The 24,293-nt window shown below is 31.0% G+C and carries 22 protein-coding genes; 19 read left to right on the forward strand and 3 right to left on the reverse strand.

The genetic code is table 11. The annotated features are described in order from the left end of the window. Window positions 1-45: 45 nt before the first annotated feature. The 18 genes from ACXYMZ_RS02125 (at window position 46) to ACXYMZ_RS02210 (ending at window position 19,314) form a co-directional block, all read left to right on the forward strand. Complete coding sequence (locus ACXYMZ_RS02125) at window positions 46-1,068, forward strand: Gfo/Idh/MocA family protein (RefSeq protein ID WP_458946702.1); 1,023 nt, start codon at window positions 46-48, stop codon at window positions 1,066-1,068. Between the two features lies 1 nt (window position 1,069). Beyond that, a complete protein-coding gene (locus ACXYMZ_RS02130; RefSeq protein WP_458946703.1) occupies window positions 1,070-2,410 on the forward strand; it encodes a nucleotide sugar dehydrogenase in 1,341 nt (446 codons plus the stop codon). Window positions 2,411-2,561: 151 nt separating this feature from the next. Further along, window positions 2,562-3,659, forward strand: coding sequence for a glycosyltransferase family 4 protein (locus ACXYMZ_RS02135; protein ID WP_458946704.1), 1,098 nt, complete (start codon window positions 2,562-2,564; stop codon window positions 3,657-3,659). A 217-nt stretch (window positions 3,660-3,876) separates the two neighbouring features. After that, window positions 3,877-4,050 (forward strand): DUF4372 domain-containing protein, encoded by a 174-nt coding sequence (locus ACXYMZ_RS02140; RefSeq protein WP_458946705.1) that lies wholly within the window; start codon window positions 3,877-3,879, stop codon window positions 4,048-4,050. Window positions 4,051-5,125: 1,075 nt separating this feature from the next. Beyond that, window positions 5,126-5,848 (forward strand): DapH/DapD/GlmU-related protein, encoded by a 723-nt coding sequence (locus ACXYMZ_RS02145; protein ID WP_458946706.1) that lies wholly within the window; start codon window positions 5,126-5,128, stop codon window positions 5,846-5,848. A gap of 23 nt (window positions 5,849-5,871) precedes the next feature. After that, entirely contained in the window at window positions 5,872-6,507 is a 636-nt protein-coding gene (locus tag ACXYMZ_RS02150) for a PIG-L deacetylase family protein (protein ID WP_458946707.1), read from the forward strand. A 47-nt stretch (window positions 6,508-6,554) separates the two neighbouring features. Continuing rightward, window positions 6,555-7,010 (forward strand): GNAT family N-acetyltransferase, encoded by a 456-nt coding sequence (locus ACXYMZ_RS02155; RefSeq protein WP_458946708.1) that lies wholly within the window; start codon window positions 6,555-6,557, stop codon window positions 7,008-7,010. A 33-nt stretch (window positions 7,011-7,043) separates the two neighbouring features. Beyond that, window positions 7,044-7,721, forward strand: coding sequence for a WbqC family protein (locus ACXYMZ_RS02160; protein WP_458946709.1), 678 nt, complete (start codon window positions 7,044-7,046; stop codon window positions 7,719-7,721). Between the two features lie 28 nt (window positions 7,722-7,749). Continuing rightward, the gene (locus ACXYMZ_RS02165) at window positions 7,750-8,943 is read left to right on the forward strand and encodes a glycosyltransferase family 4 protein (RefSeq protein WP_458946710.1); all 1,194 of its coding nucleotides are present in this window, start codon (window positions 7,750-7,752) and stop codon (window positions 8,941-8,943) included. Window positions 8,944-9,066: 123 nt separating this feature from the next. Continuing rightward, the gene (locus ACXYMZ_RS02170; protein ID WP_458946711.1) at window positions 9,067-10,077 is read left to right on the forward strand and encodes a hypothetical protein; all 1,011 of its coding nucleotides are present in this window, start codon (window positions 9,067-9,069) and stop codon (window positions 10,075-10,077) included. After that, complete coding sequence (locus tag ACXYMZ_RS02175) at window positions 10,019-10,681, forward strand: sugar transferase (protein WP_458946712.1); 663 nt, start codon at window positions 10,019-10,021, stop codon at window positions 10,679-10,681. The genes ACXYMZ_RS02170 and ACXYMZ_RS02175 overlap by 59 nt, the downstream gene beginning before the upstream one ends. 47 nt (window positions 10,682-10,728) lie before the next feature. Continuing rightward, the gene (locus ACXYMZ_RS02180; RefSeq protein WP_458946713.1) at window positions 10,729-11,856 is read left to right on the forward strand and encodes a DegT/DnrJ/EryC1/StrS family aminotransferase; all 1,128 of its coding nucleotides are present in this window, start codon (window positions 10,729-10,731) and stop codon (window positions 11,854-11,856) included. A gap of 485 nt (window positions 11,857-12,341) precedes the next feature. Then, the gene (locus tag ACXYMZ_RS02185; protein WP_458946714.1) at window positions 12,342-13,139 is read left to right on the forward strand and encodes a hypothetical protein; all 798 of its coding nucleotides are present in this window, start codon (window positions 12,342-12,344) and stop codon (window positions 13,137-13,139) included. 56 nt (window positions 13,140-13,195) lie between these two features. Next, the gene (locus ACXYMZ_RS02190) at window positions 13,196-14,797 is read left to right on the forward strand and encodes a hypothetical protein (protein ID WP_458946715.1); all 1,602 of its coding nucleotides are present in this window, start codon (window positions 13,196-13,198) and stop codon (window positions 14,795-14,797) included. Next, the gene (gene murJ / locus ACXYMZ_RS02195; protein ID WP_458946716.1) at window positions 14,794-16,320 is read left to right on the forward strand and encodes a murein biosynthesis integral membrane protein MurJ; all 1,527 of its coding nucleotides are present in this window, start codon (window positions 14,794-14,796) and stop codon (window positions 16,318-16,320) included. Before ACXYMZ_RS02190 ends, murJ begins: the two co-directional genes overlap by 4 nt. Window positions 16,321-17,443: 1,123 nt before the next feature. Next, the gene (locus tag ACXYMZ_RS02200; protein WP_458946717.1) at window positions 17,444-17,647 is read left to right on the forward strand and encodes a hypothetical protein; all 204 of its coding nucleotides are present in this window, start codon (window positions 17,444-17,446) and stop codon (window positions 17,645-17,647) included. Between the two features lie 12 nt (window positions 17,648-17,659). Further along, the gene (locus ACXYMZ_RS02205; protein ID WP_458946718.1) at window positions 17,660-18,286 is read left to right on the forward strand and encodes a hypothetical protein; all 627 of its coding nucleotides are present in this window, start codon (window positions 17,660-17,662) and stop codon (window positions 18,284-18,286) included. A 35-nt stretch (window positions 18,287-18,321) separates the two neighbouring features. Then, the gene (locus ACXYMZ_RS02210; RefSeq protein WP_458946906.1) at window positions 18,322-19,314 is read left to right on the forward strand and encodes a GDP-mannose 4,6-dehydratase; all 993 of its coding nucleotides are present in this window, start codon (window positions 18,322-18,324) and stop codon (window positions 19,312-19,314) included. A 171-nt stretch (window positions 19,315-19,485) separates the two neighbouring features. On the opposite strand, the gene ACXYMZ_RS02215 is transcribed toward ACXYMZ_RS02210, so the two are convergent. The 3 genes from ACXYMZ_RS02215 to ACXYMZ_RS02225 all read right to left on the reverse strand — a co-directional run bounded on the left by ACXYMZ_RS02215 (window position 19,486) and on the right by ACXYMZ_RS02225 (window position 23,526). Further along, on the reverse strand, window positions 19,486-20,394 hold the full coding sequence (locus ACXYMZ_RS02215; protein WP_458946719.1) for a DUF4238 domain-containing protein: 909 nt from the start codon (window positions 20,392-20,394) through the stop codon (window positions 19,486-19,488). Between the two features lie 506 nt (window positions 20,395-20,900). Beyond that, window positions 20,901-21,533, reverse strand: coding sequence for an SEC-C metal-binding domain-containing protein (locus ACXYMZ_RS02220; protein WP_458946720.1), 633 nt, complete (start codon window positions 21,531-21,533; stop codon window positions 20,901-20,903). A 364-nt stretch (window positions 21,534-21,897) separates the two neighbouring features. Then, window positions 21,898-23,526: a DUF6119 family protein gene (locus tag ACXYMZ_RS02225; protein WP_458946721.1), complete on the reverse strand. Its 1,629-nt coding sequence runs from the start codon at window positions 23,524-23,526 to the stop codon at window positions 21,898-21,900. 347 nt (window positions 23,527-23,873) lie between these two features. Here ACXYMZ_RS02225 and ACXYMZ_RS02230 point away from each other — a divergent pair, with 347 nt between their 5' ends. Then, window positions 23,874-24,269 carry a hypothetical protein gene (locus ACXYMZ_RS02230; protein WP_458946722.1) on the forward strand — a complete coding sequence of 132 codons (396 nt, stop codon included), beginning with the start codon at window positions 23,874-23,876 and terminating at the stop codon, window positions 24,267-24,269. The last annotated feature ends 24 nt before the right edge of the window (window positions 24,270-24,293 follow it).

Consider the following 24,293-nt stretch of genomic DNA (forward strand, 5'->3'; position numbering starts at 1 on the left):
AATGAAACAACATGAAACTAAACATAAAAGAAAGAAGTGTTGAAAATGAACTTTGCAATTGTAGGCTGTGGTTTTATTGCAAAAAAACATGCAAAAGCAATTCAAGAAGTAGAGAATGCTAATTTAGTAGCAGTAAGCGATAAAGTACCAGTAGCAATGCAGCCATATGCAGAAGAGTATGGTGTAGAAACCTACGAAGATATGGATGAGATGCTAAAAAGAGATGATATTGATGTAGTGTCAATATGTACTCCTACGGGACTTCATGCTCCTTTAGCTATTAGAGTAGCGAATGCAAAAAAGCACGTTATATTAGAAAAGCCTATTGCAATGACTTTAGAAGAAACTGATATGATTATTGAAGTTTGTGATAGGAACAATGTAAAACTATCTATTGTTCATCCTAATAGATTTAGACCAGTTGTAAAAGAGTTACGAAGAATACTTGAACAAAACTTGTTGGGAAAGATAAGTCATGCAAATGCACTAGTGAACTGGAATAGAAGTCAAGAATACTACGACCAAGCGAAATGGCGAGGTACAAAAGAGTTTGATGGTGGAGCACTAATGAATCAAGCAATACATAATTTAGATTTATTACAATGGTTTATGGGCGATGCTGAACAAGTGTTTAGTGCAGAAGCAACTAGATTAAGAGATATTGAAGCCGAAGATGTTTCTATGGGCATTATTCAATTTAAGTCTGGTGCATTAGGCCTGGTGGAGGCATCTACTACAACCTATGGTCAAAATTTCGAGGAATCTATAACTCTTTTTGGTGAAAAAGGAACTGTTAAGATTGGTGGAAAAAACGCTGTTTACTTCGAGCACATTGAGATTGAAAGTAAGACAGAAGAAGAATTAAATAATCTTGTGGAAAAAGTGAAGGCAGATCCATTCGGAGTTCCAGGTCATCAATGTATAATTGAAGATATGGTAGAAGCAATTAAAGAAGACAGAGATCCCGCAGTATCTGGAATAGAGGGAAGAAAGTCTCTCGAACTAGTATTATCATTTTACGAATCTGCAAGAAGGAATCAACCAATTCAATTATCAAAGGAGAAATAATATGTTAACAACTGAGGAAAAAAGCAATAAGCTTGCTGAGCAACTAATAGAGAAGCTGAACAACAAAACTGCAGTAATTGGTGTAGTTGGTCTGGGTTACGTGGGACTACCATTGGCGGTAGAAAAAGCTAAAGCTGGATACAATGTCATTGGATTTGATGTACAAGAATCTAAAGTAGATGAAGTTAACCAAGGAATTAACTATATTGGTGATGTAGTGGATGAAGAATTAAAAGATTTAGTGGGAAACGGGAAATTAAAAGCAACTTCTGACTACTCTTTTATAAAAGAAGTAGATGCAGTCGCTATTTGTGTTCCTACACCACTAGATATTTATAAACAACCAAATACGTCTTACGTAGAGAGTTCAGCGGGAGAGATCGCTAAGTTCTTTAAAGATGGAATGTTAGTAGTTCTTGAGAGCACTACTTATCCGGGTACGACAGAAGAATTATTAAAGCCTATATTAGAAGGAAAAGATAAGGTTTGTGGAAAAGATTTCTTCTTGGCATATTCACCAGAACGTGTAGATCCAGGAAATAAAGAATTTAAAACAAAAAACACACCAAAAGTAGTCGGTGGTGTAACAGGGAATTGTACCAAAGTAGCAGCTACAATGTATGGTAATGTCTTAGAAAGTGATATTCACCAAGTGTCGAGTCCCGCAGTGGCTGAAATGGAAAAAATACTAGAAAATACATTCAGAAATATCAATATCGGCTTAGCCAATGAAATGGCTGTTCTCTGTAATAAGATGGGAATTGATGTTTGGGAAGTAATCGATGCAGCTGCAACAAAGCCATACGGTTTTATGCCGTTTTATCCAGGTCCAGGATTAGGAGGACATTGTATTCCTATAGATCCTTGGTATTTAACTTGGAAAGCGCGTGAGTATAATTATCACACGAAATTAATTGAAACTGCTGGCGAGATAAATAATGATATGCCAGATTATATAGTTTCACGTATAATAGAAATTCTAAATAAAGAAGGTAAGGCATTAAACGGATCTAAAATACTTGTTTTAGGTGTTGCTTATAAAAGAGATATTGATGATTATCGCGAATCACCTGTATTACCAATTTTAGAGAAACTTGATGAAAGTGGAGCTAATTGGACAGCCGTAGATCCATATGTACCAGAATTTAAATTTAAAAATCAAATACAGATCCCAACAAAGAGAACTACAAATGAAATGTTAGAAAAGGCGGACTTAATACTACTTGCCACTAACCATAGTTTATTCGATTATGAACAAATCGCAGCTAAGGGTAATGTGATATTTGATACGAGAAATTCATTTAATGGAAATATTGATAATGAAAAATATTATAAATTATAGTAGTTGGTTGGATGAAGGAAAAAAATATCGTTTGTTATAATTGTTAATAGAAGTTTGCCTGTATAGTCGAATATCTTTTAACTTATAAACACAGAATATATAACATTTGAAGTATATAATTGAGTTATATATATTATGAGAGGATAATTTAATGAAAGTTTGCCATATGACGTCTGTTCATCCATATGATGATATACGTATTACAATTAAAGAAGCTCAATCTCTTGCGAAAGTTGGGTATGAGGTTCATCTAATAGCACCCAATACTAAGGAAAAGAAATTTGGTGATGTCTACATTCATGGTTTAATGAACAATTATAAAAGTAGAATTCAAAGGGTAAAAAAATTCACAAAAGACGTATATTTAAAAGCTTTGGAAATTGATGCTAATATATATCATTTTCATGATCCGGAACTCCTTCCAATAGGTGAAAAACTTAAGAGGGAGGGTAAGGTAGTGATTTATGATGTACATGAAGATGTACCAAGACAAATCCTGAACAAACATTGGATACCGAAAATGTTGAGAAAACCATTCTCATATGCATTTGAAATGTATGAGAATAATAAGGTTCGAAAAATGGATGCTATTGTGACGGCAACTCCGCATATAAAAAAAAGGTTCGAGAATCTAAATGGAAGAGTAGTAAATATTAATAACTTCCCGATTCTAAATGAACTATATAAACCGGAAGAGAAAAAGAATGTTGAGAAAAAGATGCTATATATAGGAGGTATTACAGAGGAGCGAGGAAGCATTGCTATGGTACGAGCAATTGAAGAAACACAGGGCACACTAGAAATAGCCGGGAATTTTGTAAACCAAGAAGAAAAAATAAAATTCAAAGAAGCTATAAAAATTGAAACAAAAGTTAATTATCATGGGTACTTAGATCGGGATGGAATTAGAAAGATGCTTTCAAAATCAAGCGCTGGGTTTGTAATATTAGAACCCAGACTGAATTTTATCGATTCTCTTCCGATTAAAATGTTTGAGTATATGGCAGCTGGTATCCCAGTTATAGCTTCAAATTTTCCCTTATGGCAAGAGATTATAGAAAAAAACAATTGCGGAATTTGTGTTAACCCATTAAATATAGAGGAAATTAAAAATGCTGTAGAATGGATATTTAAAAACCCTATAGAAGCTGCAATGATGGGGAATAACGGTAGAAATGCAGTAGAAAACAAATATAATTGGGAGACGGAAAGTAAAGAACTAATTAAATTGTATAAAAGTATTTATTGAATTATCGCAACTAGTTTTATATTTAAAAATTAGGAACACCCAAGATATTCGGGAAATTACTTTCTTGCAAAGTAAAAGTCCTTTTACAATGGATATAGTCAGATGGCGACTCATCCAAATTCAATTATTAAGGACAAATCTCATGAATAAAGTTTCACGAAAAACTTTATTTGAATAATGGTTTTAATCGATATATCTTCAATTAGTTGAAGAAAATATGAAAATGTTGAAATTAGATTACTATACAAAAAAATTAACGACTGAATTTTTTCTGAAATTATTATTTTTTGCACAGTTAGATGAGATGGAGAGTCTCCACCCCTTAATTACTTGTTTTTTTGAAGGCCAACTTCAAAAGGAAATTGATCTTCATTCCATCAGTATTTCTTAGCTATCTCGCTGTTTAAATGGCATAAATCCAGTAATATTTTAGAGATTATTCCTTTATTTAGTTTCTCAAATTCATGGAAAAGCACCTCATTCAAAGACAGCAATGCGATTGAAAAATATTGATTCAACGACATAACCTTTGATTTAATTAATATTAAACGGGCTACATTTCGTAAAACCAAAGCTGGTGTGAAAGTACAGCTCAAACTCTTGTTAATGGAGAAAGGATTATCTTATTCTGAAAGAGCGATAATCACGAATATGAAAGAACACATTCGTAGCCAACTAGAATTATAGGTTGATGACAAAGAATACATGTATGTGTTTGATCGTTACTAGTTGAATTACAAGCGTTTCAATCGCATGACGGATAATGGCTTCTTTTTTTCTTTTAAGACCACAAAAAATACAGTTGTACAAATAATTGATAATGATTTTCAAGGATACCTAAGGATTCTAGCGGTTTATCCGACAAAATGATACTTATCGACACAACATAGAACCGTGTGGAGAATTACTTTCGCCTTCTTAAAGTTAAAGATGTTTAGGGGGTCTTCTTTCATTAATTAAGAATCGTTTTGATTTAGACGCTGATGAAATCTTAGATATATACAAATTGAGCTAGGCTATAGAGTCACTTTTCAAGTAGATGAAACTACACGTCAATATCAAGAAATTCTACGGTCAAAGTGAAATGGTAATTTTAAATCAGGTATTTATTGTACTTATCGCATTTTTTCTGAATTTGCTTGATAAAATAGACAAAAAGTGAACGAACACTCTATTAAAACAGCCGTTATTTTTAACTGCTCTATGGAAACGAGGTTATATCTAGCCTCTAAAAGTAGTAGGAAAAGGTGATTCTTAACAAACGAAATGTCGTTGCCACTTTAGTCTAAATGCAGAGATTCTCCAAATGGATGGAGGCATCTTTAGTTAAGTATATACTTTTTTGGATTACTTAGAAGAAACATTAAAACAGAAGATTTAAACATTAATTATGCAACACTATTGAATTATTATAGATTATGAATTTAAAAAACCTAATTTTAAATAATGGAAAGTAGGTGTATTTAATGAATCAACCAAAGTCGATTGGTATTAATGCAGTAATAATGGAAGATGTCACATTTGGGAAAGATGTTATTATTGGCCATAATGTAATTATTTATGAAGGTACAACCATTGGAGATAATGTAATAATACAAGATAATGTAGTAGTTGGGAAACAACCAACAAGAGCAAGAACATCGATTCTACCAGAGACTAAAAAATTAGAAGCAGCAAATATTGGATCAGGAGTAACTATAGGCACTTCATCAATTCTTTATGCAAATTGTGAGGTAGCTAATAATGTTTTTATAGCGGATTTTGCAACTATCCGAGAGAGAGTAATAATAGGTGAAGACACCATAATTGGTCGTGGTGTTGCAATTGAAAATGATTGTACAATTGGAATGCGCTGTAAACTAGAAACTAATTGTTATATAACTGCATATTCAAAACTAGGTGATTATGTATTTATAGCACCGTATGTTGTTACTACTAATGATAATTACATGGGTAGAAGTAAAGAGAGATTTGAGAAGTTTAAGGGTGTTACTGTTAAAACGGGTGGAAGAATTGGTGCAAATTCAACAATATTACCAGGGAAAATAATCGAAGAAGACGGTACTGTAGCTGCAGCAAGTGTAGTAACAAGAGATGTTCAATCAGAAGACTTGGTAGTAGGAGCACCAGCAAGAAAACTAAGGAGTGTACCAAATGAACAACTACTTAGGAATAATAGAGATTTATAACTTTATTGATAGGGGTTTATAATATGGATAATTATAAAAGAATACTCATTTTAGCACCACATACAGATGATGGTGAACTAGGATGTGGCGCATCGATCAATAAATGGATATCCCAAGGGAAGGAAGTTTTTTACTATGCATTTTCTGCAGCTGAAGAATCAGTACCACCAGGATTTCCTAAGGATGCACTTAGAAAAGAAGTGATTAATGCAACGAAAAAACTGGGTATAAACATTGAAGAAAATGTAAAAATTGATAGGTATCCAGTTAGGAAACTAAGTGAATATAGACAAGAAATATTAGAAAAACTAGTTAAACTCAATCAAAAATTTAAGCCGGATTTAGTATTACTTCCCTCACAAAATGATATCCACCAAGATCATCAAATCATTAGTAATGAAGGATTAAGAGCATTTAAAAACAAGTCAATATTAGCTTATGAATTACCGTGGAATAACTTAACTTTTGGAAATGTGTGTTTTTCTATTTTGGATGAAAAAGATGTTAGAGCGAAGTATGATGCACTCCAGTGTTATAATACACAAAAACATCGAGAATATCTAAGTGAAGATTATATTTATAGTTGGGCCAAGTTTAGAGGAACTCAAGTAAAAAAAGATTACGCAGAATGCTTTGAAGTCTTAAGATTAATTATTTAACATACAAAGTGTGATGTAAACCTAATTTGTTAAGGGGCAGAAAGATAATGAATAGAATTCAAGTAAAACCAATATCAAAAAAATTCATGGTAAAACATATAAAAGAACTGATGGAAGTGGTAAAAGGCATACCAAATGAAAATTGGGATGTTGAAAATTACCTTCTTGAGAGAAAAGGTAAATGGTCTTTTTCCTGTTCAATAATAGAGAATGAACGAAAAATAGTTGGTTGTATAATTGCGTCTATAAAAGATGATTTCGATTCCATTCATATTCATAAATTTGCAGTAAAGAATGAATACAGAGGCGCAAGTTTAGGAAAAACATTACTTAATTACTTAGAAGAAAATGTGATAAAATCAAAGTATAACAGTATCACTCTTTACGTTGATAAATCAAACGAAGGAGCAATAAATTTCTACAGAAATAACGATTTCAAGTTAATAGAAGAAAGAACTAATGACTTTTTAATGAAGAAGATACTAAAAGTAGACTTAAATTAATCTACAATCAAATAATTAGGGGGTACATTATTTATGATGATTGCTATCCACCAACCAAACTATATACCATGGATTGGATATTTCCACAAGATGGCACAAGTTGACAGATTTATGTTACTAGATACAGCGATATATTCAAAAGGATCTTATACAAATAGAAATAAAATCAAAACAGCTCAAGGACCAACAATGTTAACAGTACCATTGAAAACTAAAAGGGTGCCTATTAATGAAGTATTTATAAATAATAGCCAGAACTGGAGAAGAAAGCACTGGGAAACTATAGAAAGTAATTATAAAAAGTCTGATTACTGGGGGTTATATAGTCAGTTACTTTCTGAAATATATCAAAAAGACTGGGAATCGCTGTCATTATTTAATATAGAATTAATATTGTTCATAAGAGAATCATTACAAATAAAGACTGAAATTGTAATTGAATCAGAAATTAGTCAAGAATTTGGTATTGGTAGTGAAAGAATTGTTAATATTTGTAAGTATTTGAATGCAGATACATACCTCTCTGGACAGGGAGCGAGGAAATATAACAACGAAGAGAGCTTTAAAAATAATAATATAAATTTGAAATATCAAGACTTTAATCATCCTGAATATAACCAAAAATGGAATGGATTTGAAGAAAAGATGTCAATTCTAGATCTTATGTTTAATCACGGTCCAGAATCATTGAAGATAATCAGGAATTCATAATTAAAGGTTAGAGGAGAAATATGAAAAAATGTCTAAAAAAAGACTCTTATATATAACTCAGTATTTTAATTACCCTCATGAATTTGGTAGTAGTAGATTTTATGAAATTGCAAAGAAATTTAATGAGAAAACCTGGGATGTTGATGTATTAACTACTTTAACTGATTACACTAATGGAAAAAAAAAGAAACAAATTACAAATCATGATAATTTCGGTGTGAGAGTTAATAATTTGAAAATCCCTTTAGTAGGAAAAAGTTTCATTGCAAGGTTAATTGTCTATTTTACTTTTTTCATTAAAGTTATCTTAGAAAGACAAAAAGTAAAACCAGATATAATATATGCTTCAAGCCCAAGTCTTTTTACTGGTCTAGCAGGAGTTGTTAAATCAAAATTCTATAATGTACCTTTAATCTATGAAATACGTGATCCTTGGCCAGAATCATTTGATAGATTAAATGAAAATAGAATACTAAAAAGAATTATCTTATTTTTAGATAATAAGATCTGTAATCATGCAAAAGTGATTGTAGCTTTAACACCGGGAATTAAAAGGATTTTACTTAATAGAAAGGGTAATAAAAATTCTAATATTGTTGTAATTCCTAATGGCTCATTGATAGAAGAGACGGTTATAAAGAAGGAATCTTCGTTAGAAATAGCAAATAAAAAAAGAATATCAGTAGTGTTTTCTGGGTCACTAGGCAATCATACGGGTATTAAATTTTTTTTGGAAGTTGCTAAACTGATGAAAAATGAACAGAATGTAAATTTCATTATATATGGAAAAGGTGAACTTGATGATTACATTGAAAAATTTATTAAAAATAACAATCTGACACAAGTTAAATTCAATGGATTTCTATCAAAAGAAAGTTTAACTGAAAAATTATCGCGCTTTTCAATTGGATTTACATATAGTCCAGACGGAATATATCAAGATATTGCCTATGGAACAAAATTATTTGATTATCTTTCTGCTGGTTTAGTTATTATAGCTCGAAACTCTAAAAATGGTGATATGGGGCAATTATTGAATAAATATAAATGTGGTCATACAGTTAGAAGTGAAGAAGATATGGTTAATGAAATAAAGTATTATATAAATAATAGAGAAACTCTTATTGAGTATAAGAAAAATGCATTAAAAGCTTTAATGAAAGAGTTTGATAACAATTATAATTATAATAAAATTGTAGAATTAAGTGAAAGTATTTTATAAAATTAGTACAATATTTTAAAGGATATTTTGACTCTTAAATTACATAGGATATAAACATTAGGTGTAGTAAGAAGTATAGAGGTTAACTTTAAAGTCTGCTAACTAAAAAAGGTGTTGTATAAAATGAATATTATTAAAAAATGCCAAGTAGAACTTGACTATCTAAAAAGTTATAAATTAAATTCTATTATGCTTACTACTACAGCTAAGCATGCATTAGACTTTAAAATACTTCCAAGGAAGACTGTATTTGACATGGCAATTTCAAATTTTATGATTAATAATGAAGTGTATTTAAAAGATACACTTGCTTTTTTCGATGGTAAAATAAATAAAATATTTATAGATGTAGAACAAAAACAATCTCTAAACATTTTAAAAGTTGCAAAAGACATTGTTCAAGATACAAATATAATTACTGTGAAGCCGAATGATACAACTGTAGAGTCTTGTGATCTCCTTATAAGGAGTAGTTATAATGATGATTTACAAGGAAAAAAAATATTAGTTATTGGGACTGGAAACTTAGCGAGCAAATTAGCAGTTCGTTTAGCTGAGCGACAAGCCATTGTTTATATAGCGGGTAGAACAACAAAGAAAGAAAAGAATATTGTAGAAGCCTTAAACTCTTTTCTACCTAAATATACAAATATAATACAAACTGTAGAAGCAATAAATCAAGATGACAACTTAGATATAGTTATTTCTTTTTTATCAGGTCAGTTTAAAAAGGAAGATGAGCTAACACCATTTATTAATAAGAATACATTTATAATTGATGGTGGCATAAATAACTTCAGTGCTGAATTTATTCAACGTATGTTAGATAATAATGTTCGAATTACAAGACTTGATACTAGAATAGCTCTACCTTATCAATTGCTTTCAGAACATGATTATACAACAAGCTTTTTCAAAGATATCTTTGGTCAATCAGAAGTTAATGGAATTGTAGTTGTTTCGGGTGGCTATATAGGTAAGCAAGGCTCTGTAATTGTAGATAATATCAAAGAACCTTATCAAGTAATTGGTATAGCTGATGGAAGTGGAGGAGTTAAAAGTGATGAGCAGCTTAGTGAATCAGACAGAAGCAGGATACAAAAAATCAAACAATCCATTTCAAAGAATATTTAAACGTATATTTGACATTGTATTTAGCTTGTTCATTTTAATATTGTTATCCCCATTGTTTTTCATTTTAGCGATACTAATTATTAAAGAAGATGGACGCCCTGTATTTTTTAAACAGCGCCGTAGTGGTAAAGATGACATATATTTTAAAATGTATAAATTCCGATCGATGAAGGTTAAGCAGCCTTCTGAAGGGAAAAGTAAAGGCGGTATTTATGATTGGAAAAATGGTGTACCAGATGATTTTGTATTTAAAACAAGCTCTGTAGAAAACCCAAATATAACAAAGATAGGTAAAATCATCCGCAAATATAGTCTAGATGAATTTCCACAATTCATAAATGTATTAAAAGGTGAAATGAGTGTAATCGGACCTCGACCAGAAATAATTGAAATTACTAAGTACTATAGCGAAGTACAAAAAATACGTTTAGCTGTTAAACCTGGCATTACTGGTTGGGCCCAGGTGAATGGTAGAAGTGATATGAATCATGGAGAAAAAATTAAACATGATTTATATTATGTCAAAAATATAAGTTTATTTTTAGATTTGAAGATCTTATTTAAAACTATATATCAAGTAATCTTAGGAAAAGGTTCTGTGTAAAACAAGCAATTTCAATAAAATCATTTTAAATAGATGGAGTGATTCGAATGCAATTCAGAGATTTAAAGACCCAATATTATACATATAAAGAGGAAATTGATACAGCAGTTCAAGATGTAATGAGCAATGCAGGTTTCATTGGTGGACCTGTTGTTAAGGAATTAGAGCAAGTATTAGCAGATTACGTAGGCGTTAAACACTGTATTTCATGTGCCAACGGAACAGATGCGCTTTCTTTAGTTTTAATGGCTTGGGGTATTAAAGAAGGAGATGCTGTATTCGTTCCTGACTTTACTTTCTTTGCATCTGGAGAAGTTGTATCTTATTGTGGTGCAACACCAGTATATGTTGATGTACATGACAGAACCTTTAATCTTGATATTAATAAACTTCAAGAAGCAATTGAAAACACGATTAAAGAAGGCAAGCTTACTCCAAAAGTAATTATGCCTGTTGATCTATTTGGATTACCAGCTAATTATCCTGAGATTGAGAGAATAGCTAAGAAATATAACTTATTAGTGTTAGAAGATGGCGCTCAAGGCTTTGGGGGTAATATTAATGGCAAAATGGCATGTAGTTTTGGAGATGCTGCAACGACTTCATTCTTCCCTGCTAAACCATTAGGTTGCTATGGTGACGGTGGAGCAATATTTACGAATGATGATGAACTAGCAGAACTATTAAATTCTTTAAAGGTACACGGAAAAGGTATTGATAAGTATGATAACGTCCGAATTGGTGTGAACTCTAGATTAGATACAATGCAAGCAGCGATATTGAAAATTAAACTCAAAGCATTTAGAGAACATGAATTAGATGATGTAAACACAGCATTTAATTTGTACAATGAAAAACTTACAGATCGGGTTGTAAAACCGATTATTCCAGAAGGCTACTACTCTAGCTTTGCTCAATATACAATTCAATTAGACTCTAAAGAGCAACGTGATGCTTTGCAATATCATTTAAAAGAACAAGGAATCCCTACGATGGTTTACTATGTAAAACCCATGCATAAACAAGGTGCTTTTTCAGATCAAACTTATAATGAAGCTGATTTTGAAGTGACTAATAGATTATGTGACACTGTTCTATCATTACCAATGCATCCTTATTTGACGGAGGAAGATGTTGTTAAGGTTGCTAAAGCTGTGAACGGATATATGCGTTAATGAGTATAAGCTTAGAAAAAATAAGGAATAACAGCAAAGCATTTATTGGTTTGGTCATGTATAAGTTATCCTTAGATATTTTATATGTTTTTTTTATAATACCTCATTACTCCTATACTGGTATGGACTATTCACCAGGAATCTTTAAATATTTACTATCAACTTTTATTTTTATTATTGCATGTATAAGGATAGTTTCTCTGTATAACGAAACTGCCCCATCTTCTTTAATTATACTATTAATTAACTTAGTTTATTTTATACCTGGTTGTACATTTTTTGCATTTTCTAGTGTAGATGAATATTTTTTTTCCTTTTTCGTTGTCTATTGGTTTCTACTGAACTATTGGAATAAGTTAATACCACCTATAGATTTTGGAATAAAACAAGTAGTCAATAGAAATTTGATTTTTAATTTTATACTAATTATTATAGTTGGTGGTTCCATTATAATTACAGGGATATATAATGGATTTAGACTTAACTTGAGTTTATTTAACGTGTATGAGTTGCGAGAATCTGTTTCTGATATGAGCTTACCAGGAATTGTTGGTTATTTTAAACCAGTAGCTTCATCAATTGTTCCATTAGGAGCGGTTCTATTTCTGTTACAGAAGAGATATATTTTATTTACATTAATGTCTTTAGTTCAACTATTTCTATTTGCCTTTGGGGGGCATAAAACAGCATTATTTATCCTTGTTATTTCAGTAATGGCAGTATATATTCTCAAGAAAAACTATAAAAAACAGTTAGTTCCATTGTTAATCATTGTTAATATATTAGGTATGATAGAGAGTTTGTATAATGATGGGTTATCTTTCATCGTAGCCTTTTTGCAAAGAAGAAATATGTTTCAAACAAACTTAATCTCTTCTTGGTATTACGAATTCTTTTCAAATAACGAACCAGACTACCTACAACAAAGTATCTTAAGATTATTTGGGTTTGAATCAAATTATGATATGCCTATCCCATTTATTATCTCCGTTGATTATACAGGAAGAGTTGGTGGGGCAAATAATGGTATGGCAGGAGATGCCTTCGCAAACTTTGGCTGGGTAGGTTTGCTCTTCTATCCATTATTATTAATATTTGCATTAAGATTCTTTGACTATTGTGCAAAAGGTATCGATTATAGAATTTTATTCGCAGTAAGTATTATTTTCACAATAAATTTTGTGAACAGTTCTTTTTTCACTGTTTTACTTACACATGGATTTATATTTATTACATTTGCACTCTATTTTATACCTAGAGATAAAAAAACAATAGATACTTAGCATTAAAAATTAAAATTTAAAAAGAAAATACTCTTAAATAATAGAAGGTGTAATTAATGGAAATCAAATTAAAAAGTAGTAAGAATTTTGAGTGGTACTCAGGAAAGGGAGTTAACATAAAGGGTTCTTTCTATTGGCGTAATCATTACTACGAAAAAGAAAAAATGATTGCTGTATTTGACAATGTGAAATCAGAAAAGGATTTTGTGGACTTAATTAATGAAATAAATGGTTACTTTGCAATCGTAATAAAAAAAAATGAATTTGTAATAGCTGCAACTGATAGAATTAACTCTACTCCAATATTCTTTGCGGAAGGACAAACTCTTTTACTGTCTGACTATGCTGATTATATGCCAACAGATAAAGATAATATAGAGAGTACATCTGTTTTAGAGTATTTAAGTTTAGGATATACGACTGGTAACTACACACTTTACGCTGATATAAAACAATTAAAACCAGGTGAGTATTTATATTATAATATAGATGCTAATTCATTACATCTTAACAGATATTATGAATATAAACACTCAGTATTTCCTTATGATATATCCGAAAAGGAATTAGTTAATAAATTGAGTGAAGTTCATGATGAGGTATTCAAACGTTTTACAAATTCTTTAAAAGGTAGAAAAGTAATAGTTCCACTTAGTGGGGGATATGATTCCAGATTAATTGTAGAAATGCTAAGAAAGTTTAATTATAACAATGTCCTATGTATTACTTGGGGTAAAAAAAATGACTGGCAAGTAAAAATAGCTAAAGATGTTGCGAGCAGATTAAATTATGAATGGATCAGAATTGATCATAAGAGAAAAGATTGGTATCAGTGGTTTAAAAGTGAAAAATACTCCGATGTTAATAATGTGACGGGTCACATATCGTCGATTCCTTACCTTCAAGAAAATATATCTATTGAATATCTAGAAGGAAAATATTTTATTCCAAAAGATAGTATTTTTGTATCAGGAAATAGTGGTGATTTTATTGAAGGAGAACATATACCGAAAGAAATATTGGAAAAAGATTATTTTACAACTTCTGAAATAGCAGAGCTAATATTTAAGAAGAACCATCGATTATTTAAATTAAAGAATCCTACCTTTGAAAAACACCTAAAAGATAGAATATTCGAGGTTATCGGCACACGTGATGATATAGAGGCTGAAATGGCTGCAAGTATTTTTGAGCAATGGGAATGGCAAGAAAGGCAATCAAAGTTCGTTAGTAAATCCATTAAAGCGTTTGAAGTGAAAGGATACGAATGGAGATTACCTTTATGGGATAGTGAAATTATGGATTTTTGGAGTAAAGTTCCATTAGAATTTAGATATGGTAGAAAGTTATTCTTGGAATATTCAGACCAATATATGATGAAAAATATACTTAAAGCTAACCCAAATGTAAATAAATTAAAAATATACACTGAGCGACTATTCGATAATAGGTATGGCTGTTTCAATGGAAATCGTTCATTAATTCGAAGTTTATTTATAACTGATAAAAAGATTTTTAACAAAGAATTATTGAATTTAGTAGAGAATAAATTTTTGATATTACATAAATTGAACGGTCTATTAGCACTTTGGAACGTAGGCTCATTAATAGCAGATAAAACCAATAATAAAAATTGTAGTTTGAGGCAGTTAAGTTGAGAAAAATTGCGATGTTCTTAATGCTAATTACTCTTGGTTCTAAAATATTTGGTTTCTTAAGAGATGTAGTATTATCTTACTATTATGGTGCAACCAACATAACTGATGCATACTTGATATCTAGTACAATTCCAAGTTTTATGTTTATGTTTATTGGAACTGCTATTGTGACAGGGTTTATACCGGTATTCACTCAAACGATAAAAAAAAAAAGTAAAGAAAATGGTAATATCTTCACATCAAATTTAATTAATAACCTAATTGTAGTTTGTACATTTATTGTGTTAACACTATTAGTTTTCACTCCGAATATTGTAAAGATTTTTGCGTCAGGTTTTGATAGTGAAACACTTAATATCGCTGTGTTTTTTACAAGAGTTAATATATTTACAATTTACTTCACTTTATTAATTTACGTTTTTAAAGGATTTCTAGAAGTAAAAGGTAATTATTATATTCCAGCATTAATAGGATTTCCGCTAAATATTATTATTATTGTTTCAATTATTTGGAGTGCTAAGAGTAATACATTATCTTATATGGCTTATGGTTATTTGTTGGCGGTTATAGCTCAATTTTTATTTATGGTTCCATCAATAATTAAAGCGGGATATAAATATGCGTTTATTATTGACTTGAAAGATAGAAGCTTAATGTTATTCACAAAAATAGCTCTTCCAACTATTTTAGGCGTTTCTGTCAATCAAATAAACGTTCTTGTAGATAGAACTTTTGCATCGAATATAATTGTAGGAGGTATTTCCTCACTTACATACGCAAATCAAATCAATCTATTCATTCAGGGTGTATTTGTACTGTCACTAATTACTGTGATGTATCCACTGATATCAAAAATGGCTTCGGATGATAATATAGAAGGATTAAAGAAATCAATAGTTAAGACGATAAATGGTATGAATATACTTTTAATCCCTGCAACGATAGGTACAATTTTCTTTGCACAGCCAATAGTAATATTTTTATTTGGTAGAGGAGCTTTTGATTCAAATGCAATTACTTTAACAGCTTCAGCCTTATTCTTCTACTCACTGGGTATAATCGGAATAGGGATTCGTGAAGTAATATCGAGAGTTTTTTATTCCCTTAAAGACTCAAAGACTCCGACTGTTAATGCCACCATAGGTTTAATTATAAATATTATACTCAATATTATACTTGCCCCTATCTTAGGTATTGGAGGGCTAGCTTTAGCTACAAGTATTTCTGCAATTATTACTAGTATATTATTATATATATCAATCAGGAAGAAGATAGGTTCTTTTAGTTTGAAAGGGCTTTTAAGTACAAATATAAAGATACTTATTGCATCAATATTAATGGTTTTAATAATAAAGCCGATATTCACTGTATTGTCAGAAGATATGTTTGCCCATAATCTCTCTTTAGTAATCACTATACTAACAGGAATTTTAATATATTTTATACTAATTTATTTAATGAAGTTAAGTGATTTAATGATTTTAATTAAATTAATTAGAAATAAAATAAAAGGAATAGGATAACAAGGTCAGCCCCAATGGGCTTGCACGTGTAGGAATAAAACGCAGAGTTTAATTAATAGTCTTGTCACTTTTAGAATTAAATCGAACATGATGTCGGTTGTATAAATGTTGGTATATCGATTTTCACTGGGGCAATCGATCTTAAATACGGCTACTAGTAGTTTATATTGTATTAGTTATTTTATTTAATAAGACCCTACTGGCTTAAAATCAGCTGAGAGGGTCTTTTATGTAAGGAACTTTAGTCCCTAGCCTGCATATCTGTACATGTATATCTTTAAAAATAGAAATAGACAAAGCTCCGCACGCCCGAATCACTTTTTGATAGTGTGATGTAAAACGTCTAGTATTAATTCTGGATTATTATGGAATCCTTTCCTCGTCTTATCCTTATCTTGCTGTTTTGTCTCGGCATCTGCTTTGGGAATTAGATTGACCTAAGAAGACCTGTAGACTATTTTCACTGCAGTACCGAATATTTTCTGAAAGTTAATTAATTTATCTAAACAATATTCAAATAGTTCAAATTTAAAGGTATAATATATTAATATAGACACGAATAGGAAGTTCAAGACTTATTCTTAGGAGAGATTAATATGATGGCCGATAGTTTTTTTAGATGCTCTTGTGGATGACTCTTTAAATTTAGCTAGCAATTTTGTTCATTTACCAACAGAATTAATGAAGTGGGTATTCAAAAAGATGAAAAACAATCCCAACAATAAGTCTTTAGATGTTAATTTTGAAATATATGTATTTCGGCATTTAACTTTTGTATGAAATGGCAATTAAGGGAATGCATTGAATCGTATTTTTATTCATACATCGCGAGCTTGACATGGAGCCTCTATGGTCATGATATAAGGCAGCGTGGCAAGCTTATGGCTTGTCTGGCATGGAAGCCTATCATGACCACCTCTCCAAGTAAAGCTGTGGTTATTCATTATTTATTGCATACACTTAATTGCCAATAGGTACATTTATTAAATGCCATTAACAATTTTGAAAAGATGCTACAGTACTATCAAGCTGAAAAAAGTAACTTGTTACAACTAAATTTTAATAATGAAATAGAGTATTTATCACAGTTACTTGAAATAGATAATACTTCAAAACGTTAGAAATGAAACAATTTATATTTGAGTTTAATGAAGAAGTGTACCAATTACCAGAAAATATAAAGGACTTTGCATCTGATGCTTATACAAACCTTACTAAAACAATGAAATATACCAATGGGGAGAACTTGCGATTATCAAATGTAAAGTTTGAAAATGATATCTATACATTTGAAACACAACCCGTATATTATCAAAGCTATATGTAATCAAATATGTTAATGGACTATAAACCAAAAGATGGAAAGTCACTACGTGAGAGAATTCATATTCAAGGAAAACTAACTTCTATTCATGATTCACAGTTGGCAAACCATTTAGGTATAAACATTCTTGTCTTTACACCTGCTGGATATTTAATCATGCCACAACGATCAGACAAGGTGAGCTATGCACCGTTAGAATTATCTGCTTCTATTTCAGGCGCAGTAAGAACTCATGGTATTGCATCTGGCCAAACCTTAGATTCTTTTGCAATTATAAGAGAAGGTATTGAAGAACTTGGACTAACAAGAAATGATATCTTGTATGAAAGCATTCAATTTTTGGGTCTAACACGAGAGTTAATACGAGGCGGAAAACCAGAAATCTTTTTCGTAATGAAAACAAAATTAAATAAAATTGAGATTGAAGAAAGATGGAAGGCAGCACAGGATAAATGGGAAAATAAGAAGCTTAATTTTTATCCATTTGAATCTACCTTTATGAATCTGCTTGAAGATCAGTTAGCAATTGAAGAATTCAATAAACAATTTAGTGAATTATTGGAGAAACACGGTGCTAAGATGTCATTGCCTCTTATTACGAACCTTGCTTTGTGGAAGAAAGCAAAGGGGTGGGGGAATTGAAAGATAATAACTTGGATACCAGGGGTGTATAGTTAATAACAGGAGTAGCTGGATTTATAGGAAGTTTTCTTTCTAAAAGGTTACTAGAACAAGGATGCCGTGTAATAGGAATCGATAATATGAATGATTATTATGATGTTACATTGAAAGAATCGCGGTTAAAATTATTGAATCCATATGAGAAGTTTATTTTCATTAAAGGTGATATTTCGGATAAGGGGCAGGTTAATAAGCTGTTTAAAGAATATAAGCCAAACTATGTAGTGAATCTCGCAGCACCAGCGGGGGTTAGATATTCTCTTGAAAATCCCGATGTATATATACAAAGTAATATTATTGGATTCTATAATATTATAGAGGCATGCAGGCATCGTCCTGTAGAACATCTAATTTACGCTTCTTCGAGTTCGGTATATGGTGCAAATAAGAAAGTTCCTTTTGAAGAAAAAGATTTTGTGGACACGCCAGTCTCTCTATATGCATCAACAAATAAATCAAATGAATTGATGGCTCATACATATAGCCACCTTTATAAGATACCTGCAACAGGTTTAAGATTCTTTACTGTATATGGACCGATGGGAAGACCAGATATGGCTTATTTTGCATTTGCAGATAAGTACTTCAATAGTGAATCAATAAAAATATTTAATAACGGAGACTTTGAGAATGATTTGTACCGTGATTTTACGTACATAGATGATATTGTGGAAGGAATTATTCGATTGTTAAATAATCCTCCGAGTGATGAACAAGTTAAGCATAGAGTCTTTAACATTGGCAATAGCAATCCAGAGAAATTGATGGTTTTTATTCAGATTCTAGAAAAGACTTTAGGTGACACATTAGGTAGAGAAGTAATTTTTGAAAAAGAATATGAACCACTGAAACCCGGTGATGTTCATGCGACATATGCTTCGACTGACTTATTAGAGAAGGCAGTAGGCTTTAAGCCAGAGACTTCTATTGAGGATGGGTTGAGAGAGTTTGCGGAGTGGTATGTGGGGTATTATTATGGATTGGAGTAGTTTTTTTGCTTTGGGAGTCGATCTTAAATATGGCTGCTAGCGATTTATAATGTGTTAGTTATTTTAATTAATAAGACCCTACTGGCTTAGTACCTGTTAGTAGGGTTTAGTGTGCAAGGGATTTAAGATGCCTGCCACTTCCTAAATTTTGTTGAATTTAATCTGATTTTATTAACTGTTGTTTCTAGATTGTATATTTGATACGAACTCTAGATCTTCTTCATTTGAGATGATGAGTAACTTATCTGTATTCAATACAGACTGCTCATTAATCCGTTCAATATTTTTATCACTTATATGATAAATTGTGTTATCAGTTAAAAGGGTATCACCATCTATCTTTATCGGAGTAAGTCCAATACAAATTTCTGATGAAATCGGTAAATGATAATCCTCACCTTCAAATTTTTGCACAATAACTGGGTTATCGGATAAGAAAAACTTTTTATTTCCAGAAGCTTTATGAACTCTAATTTGATATCCATGTAAAATGTGCTCAATGAATACCTTTAAAGGTTCCTCCGTAGAGCTCTTGATAAACAATAGAATATTCTTTAAGTCTTGACCTGCGTACATTTTTTTAGCGAATTCAATAGTGTACACTTGACTAGTCGTTGCAAGTAAATACATAATATGCTTTTCACTATCGTTCAGATTTTCATTAGAATACATTAAATTCTTTACTGCTTTACCTCTAATGAGAGTTTTTATTAAATATTTTAAAAGGCTTGTTTCAATATCATACCAGCGCCCGTTTTGTATTATCTTTACAAATTCATCTTGAAAATTATCTTTTCTACTCAAATCAATAAATGCTTGGTAATTTGGCTTAATATCACTCTCCCAAGCTGAATATATATCTTCTATAGAATTTCGTAAAACATAATTTCCTTTAGCATCTTTAACTTCATAAAAATCATTTTCTCTCATAAGTTTTTTAGGGTTACTTTTACAAACTACCAATGGATTATTTGAAGTATTAATAAATAGAATTTGATTATTTTCTGTTCTGAAATTTTCTAGTACGAATTGCGGCATAAAGTGTTGTTGTTTTACATAGTCTATTTTGTCCTTTTTCATTTTAATTAAATCTCCCTATATTACTTTAGAAATACTATATCATAAAAGTGAAGTTGGGTTTTCCGGAGTTGAGATTTAGGGTGCCTGTCACTTCCTGTATTTTGTTGAATATGATGCTCATCGGATGACTGTTGATTTACCAATTCCTACTGGGACAGTCGATATTAAATGCGGCTACTAGAAATTTTTATTGTATTAGTTAATTTATTTAATTAGACCCTACTGGCTTAATATCTGCTAGTAGGGTCTTTTATGTAAGGAATTATTTCCTAGTCAATCATATCTGTATATTTTCGTAAGCTTCAAATAATCCGTAAATTGATTATAGCGGGTAGAATGATCTAACTTGTCTCAATTCATCTGCAATTAGTAATAATCTGTTTAAAACGTCGAAACATGGAATATTCTTGGACTAGAGGGTCAGACCCCCCCACCGCTTTAGAGTGTTAAAGTTTTATCATTGAGATACATCAGGTATCTATCTTAATTATTCTTTTTGTCTCCATTTATTCCTGATTAAGGTGACAGTATTTATATTTTTTCCCACTTCCACAAGGGCACAATTCATTTCTTCCTATCTTTTCAATCCAAATCGGTTGGTATACATTTGGTGGGTCGATACTGCGATTGTTTTTGTTTATATTAGTTGGATTATTAATTTCTGTATCAATATAAAACTGATTTATAACTTGATTAACCTCAATATTTTTATCTGGAGTCTGCTTATTCTCCTGTATTAACGGTAACAATATTTGTAAGATTATTAATATACTAGTAATCCAAAACTTGAGGTCTTTGCGCACTTCTTCTCTGTTTTTTGGTAATAACTCACTCAAAGCGGGTGTTTCTTTTTCAAGGGATTTTTCAATTTCTTGATATGAACTATTATTATTTTTAGCAGCTTGAAGAATAACTGACAACTTTTTTAAATCTTGAATTGTTCGTTCAGGAGCAGATAAAATTTCTATTGCATTACCAATAAAATTAAATACTCCATCTGGAACATGCCCCCACCCTCCACAATTAGGGCAAGGACCTGATTTATTGCCTGATAAACTAACATTAGTTGAGTTTTCTATGAAAATACCAGAATTAAATACAGTTCCACAACTATCACAAATAGCAGGTACATGTGGCAATATTCTCATCTCCAATTTTATATTTAAATATTTAATATATATTGTATAGTATAATGAAAATAAGTATAAGTTACATTAGTCAGACCCTCATTGCTTAATTTTAAATACATTTCGACATCATGCTTTACCTGGGAAAAAAGGTCAGTCCCTTCTCTTTTAAAGCTTTAAAATGAAATAATTATTGCCCTTCGACTCCCCAATCCCTACGCTAAGTTTTTCCTGTTTTTTTGGAAAGTTCTATGATTATTAATAATAGTAAGTTTTGCGGCACCACGTGCGGATAATGAAGTCACGCTATTAAGTCAGAGGCTCCGCTTAAGGCTTTAAATTCCAGAATATATTATTTTGATTTCTAGGCTAAACCTTATAAAGTTGCAGCATGTTCATACTCTGCAATCGCTTTTGTATTTTCTTCCGTACTAAGTCTATTGCAACTTGATTCAATATGAACTATCTCCACGTTGTATCTCATAGAACGTAATTCTTTAGTAGCTTGCATAAGGTTTATTTTGGAAAAGAAGGGTAGTCTTTCAGTGAATGTTTTTTCCCCTTCATAAATAATTGCAAAGACGATAGTGTAGTCCTCAGGTGAAAAATCATCATTTTTTATTATATTTACAAAATCAGGATTAAGTTCTTCGATGTTTTTGTTTATTTCTATTCGTTGGGTGTTATCGTTTGCTAATATTTCTCCACTTACTTTCCCTTGTGAAAAGAGGTGGCTTAATGTAGCAGAGCTATCCCACCATTTAACATGGATTAATTTACTATCCTTAGTGAGTAAGTCACAGACCTCATATTTACTATCATCTATTCGCATATTATTACGATCCATGTTTAATAGATTAGAATTTTCATTTGCAAATATGATATTAGCATTTTTTTCGTGATACCCATGTATGATTGGAAATTCAATCTCGCATAAAGGAAGTTCAGTTATAAAGTGATTTACTTTTTCTATTAACTCCTTTTTGATTTCAAACCACAGACCATTATAAAAGATGTAATGATGACCTTCATATTCTATCTCTGTAAAAATACATTTGATAATACTCCATTTTTCTACTATATCATCGTTCATCCTTTGGTATAAATAATGGTTTTTTAATTTCTCAACTGTAAGTTTTCCATTGTATATCTTACTTTTATTTTTCCAGAAATCATCAATTGATGGAGAAGGATAAATCGTACCTGCTGCTGTATAAGAAAATCCTTCAACCTCAGTCCAGTCAATAATATCTGGAATCATGAGATAAATATTCTCATTTTTCATAAACTTATTGATCATCAACACGTTCAATCTATCAATCATTGTTGGGTCGCTAATTTCTTTTATTCTATCTATTTCAGGGAACTTATCTAGATAAGTTTTATTTTGGAAATCATCTAGTAATATCTCACACAGGTAGTTAAGGTTTGTTAAACCAAATTTATTATTGAAGTTAAAGTTATCTTTACCTGTAATTGTGTGACCATATCTATCCTCTAATTTGCTTTCCGCTGTGATAGATCGGAACATAGTTCTTATATCTGTTAGATTAAAATCTTCCATTCTAGAAGCTCTTGGGGCTTGGCTGCGATTTTGAAAAGTTTTTTCATCTATTACAGAAGAGTCAATGCTCTTTATACTATCTCTTTTTGCATTATTTAAGATTACTTTGAAGCCGAAGTTACGTTCATAAACGTCGTCTTTTAGTAGGTGCCTACCATATCCAAAAGTGAAGGCAAAAATCCTTTTCTTTCTTTTTATAAATAAGACGGCTCTAGTTGATTGATTTAATTGAGTGCTGTAATCTTTCAGGATATTATCTAGAAAGCCATCCCATTTTGGAGGATTTTGTTTATTATCTCCAATAAAAGCTTTCCCATCTAAATTCAAGGTGCTTTTGATTTCAAGGGTATCAGTAATCTCATCCATATTCTTCAAGATTTGATCATATTCTTTGAACTCTGCTTTAATTAGATATACAGAAAGTGGTAAACTTTCATCCATTTTAAAACCCCCTAATGAATTATTATTATTTATATTAAGAATATAGCACAAAAAACTACATATAGATACATAATAGGGTTTTATTCGATTCAAATACAATATATTGTGTTTGGACTTATTGAAAGAGTTTAGGGAAAGAAGAGAAGTGTTCAGCTTCTCACAGCTTTAATTTAGGGTCAATTCCCGAATTTTATCGAAAGTGATAGAAATTTAAATTTGCTGATGACATGTATGGGATAGCTTATATTAAGGTGCGTTAAGGAAGGGTTGTGAGAAAAATTAAAAGGCTAATACTTATATTAGTGTTCTTGTCTATTATTCTATTCTCTTGCGATAACTAGAATGAAATGAAAAAAACTTCAAAGGATGACACTTCGATAAATCAAGCTGAAAAGCAAGTAAATAATCCTCGAGAGGGTGTCCAGTTAGAATTAGTAAATGTAGGAGAGTCTTCACAGAGTATATTTGAAGAGTATTTTCATCATATTGAAGAAGCACATGAAAATATGATTTATCATAAAACAGAAAAAAACAGGAGATATTTTCTAAAGTTCATCCTGAACTTGCAACTTCCAAACTTACATATGATGCTGATTTTAATCATATTTACTATACCATCTATTACTAGCCCAGATGCATCGGATCTACTTGTTTCAATTGATTCGCCAATGATGCTGATTGGTTTAGGGTCATACCTAAATATTCAAAATATGATTAGAGATTATATACTTACAGTGAAATAGAAATTACAAAAGCAGGAAGTATAT

Source organism: Oceanobacillus sp. CAU 1775, from assembly GCF_054482815.1.

Excerpts from the sequence above, each read along its gene's own strand:
- ACXYMZ_RS02200 (WP_458946717.1), top strand. The coding sequence starts at position 17,444 with ATGAAACAATTTATATTTGAGTTTAATGAAGAAGTGTACCAATTACCA.
- ACXYMZ_RS02170 (WP_458946711.1), top strand. The coding sequence starts at position 9,067 with ATGAATATTATTAAAAAATGCCAAGTAGAACTTGACTATCTAAAAAGT.
- ACXYMZ_RS02130 (WP_458946703.1), top strand. The coding sequence starts at position 1,070 with ATGTTAACAACTGAGGAAAAAAGCAATAAGCTTGCTGAGCAACTAATA.
- ACXYMZ_RS02225 (WP_458946721.1), bottom strand. The coding sequence starts at position 23,526 with ATGGATGAAAGTTTACCACTTTCTGTATATCTAATTAAAGCAGAGTTC.
- ACXYMZ_RS02230 (WP_458946722.1), top strand. The coding sequence starts at position 23,874 with ATGAAAAAAACTTCAAAGGATGACACTTCGATAAATCAAGCTGAAAAG.
- ACXYMZ_RS02155 (WP_458946708.1), top strand. The coding sequence starts at position 6,555 with ATGAATAGAATTCAAGTAAAACCAATATCAAAAAAATTCATGGTAAAA.
- ACXYMZ_RS02165 (WP_458946710.1), top strand. The coding sequence starts at position 7,750 with ATGTCTAAAAAAAGACTCTTATATATAACTCAGTATTTTAATTACCCT.
- ACXYMZ_RS02125 (WP_458946702.1), top strand. The coding sequence starts at position 46 with ATGAACTTTGCAATTGTAGGCTGTGGTTTTATTGCAAAAAAACATGCA.
- ACXYMZ_RS02145 (WP_458946706.1), top strand. The coding sequence starts at position 5,126 with ATGAATCAACCAAAGTCGATTGGTATTAATGCAGTAATAATGGAAGAT.
- ACXYMZ_RS02190 (WP_458946715.1), top strand. The coding sequence starts at position 13,196 with ATGGAAATCAAATTAAAAAGTAGTAAGAATTTTGAGTGGTACTCAGGA.
- ACXYMZ_RS02180 (WP_458946713.1), top strand. The coding sequence starts at position 10,729 with ATGCAATTCAGAGATTTAAAGACCCAATATTATACATATAAAGAGGAA.
- ACXYMZ_RS02135 (WP_458946704.1), top strand. The coding sequence starts at position 2,562 with ATGAAAGTTTGCCATATGACGTCTGTTCATCCATATGATGATATACGT.
- ACXYMZ_RS02205 (WP_458946718.1), top strand. The coding sequence starts at position 17,660 with ATGGACTATAAACCAAAAGATGGAAAGTCACTACGTGAGAGAATTCAT.
- ACXYMZ_RS02150 (WP_458946707.1), top strand. The coding sequence starts at position 5,872 with ATGGATAATTATAAAAGAATACTCATTTTAGCACCACATACAGATGAT.
- ACXYMZ_RS02140 (WP_458946705.1), top strand. The coding sequence starts at position 3,877 with ATGAAAATGTTGAAATTAGATTACTATACAAAAAAATTAACGACTGAA.
- ACXYMZ_RS02160 (WP_458946709.1), top strand. The coding sequence starts at position 7,044 with ATGATGATTGCTATCCACCAACCAAACTATATACCATGGATTGGATAT.
- ACXYMZ_RS02215 (WP_458946719.1), bottom strand. The coding sequence starts at position 20,394 with ATGAAAAAGGACAAAATAGACTATGTAAAACAACAACACTTTATGCCG.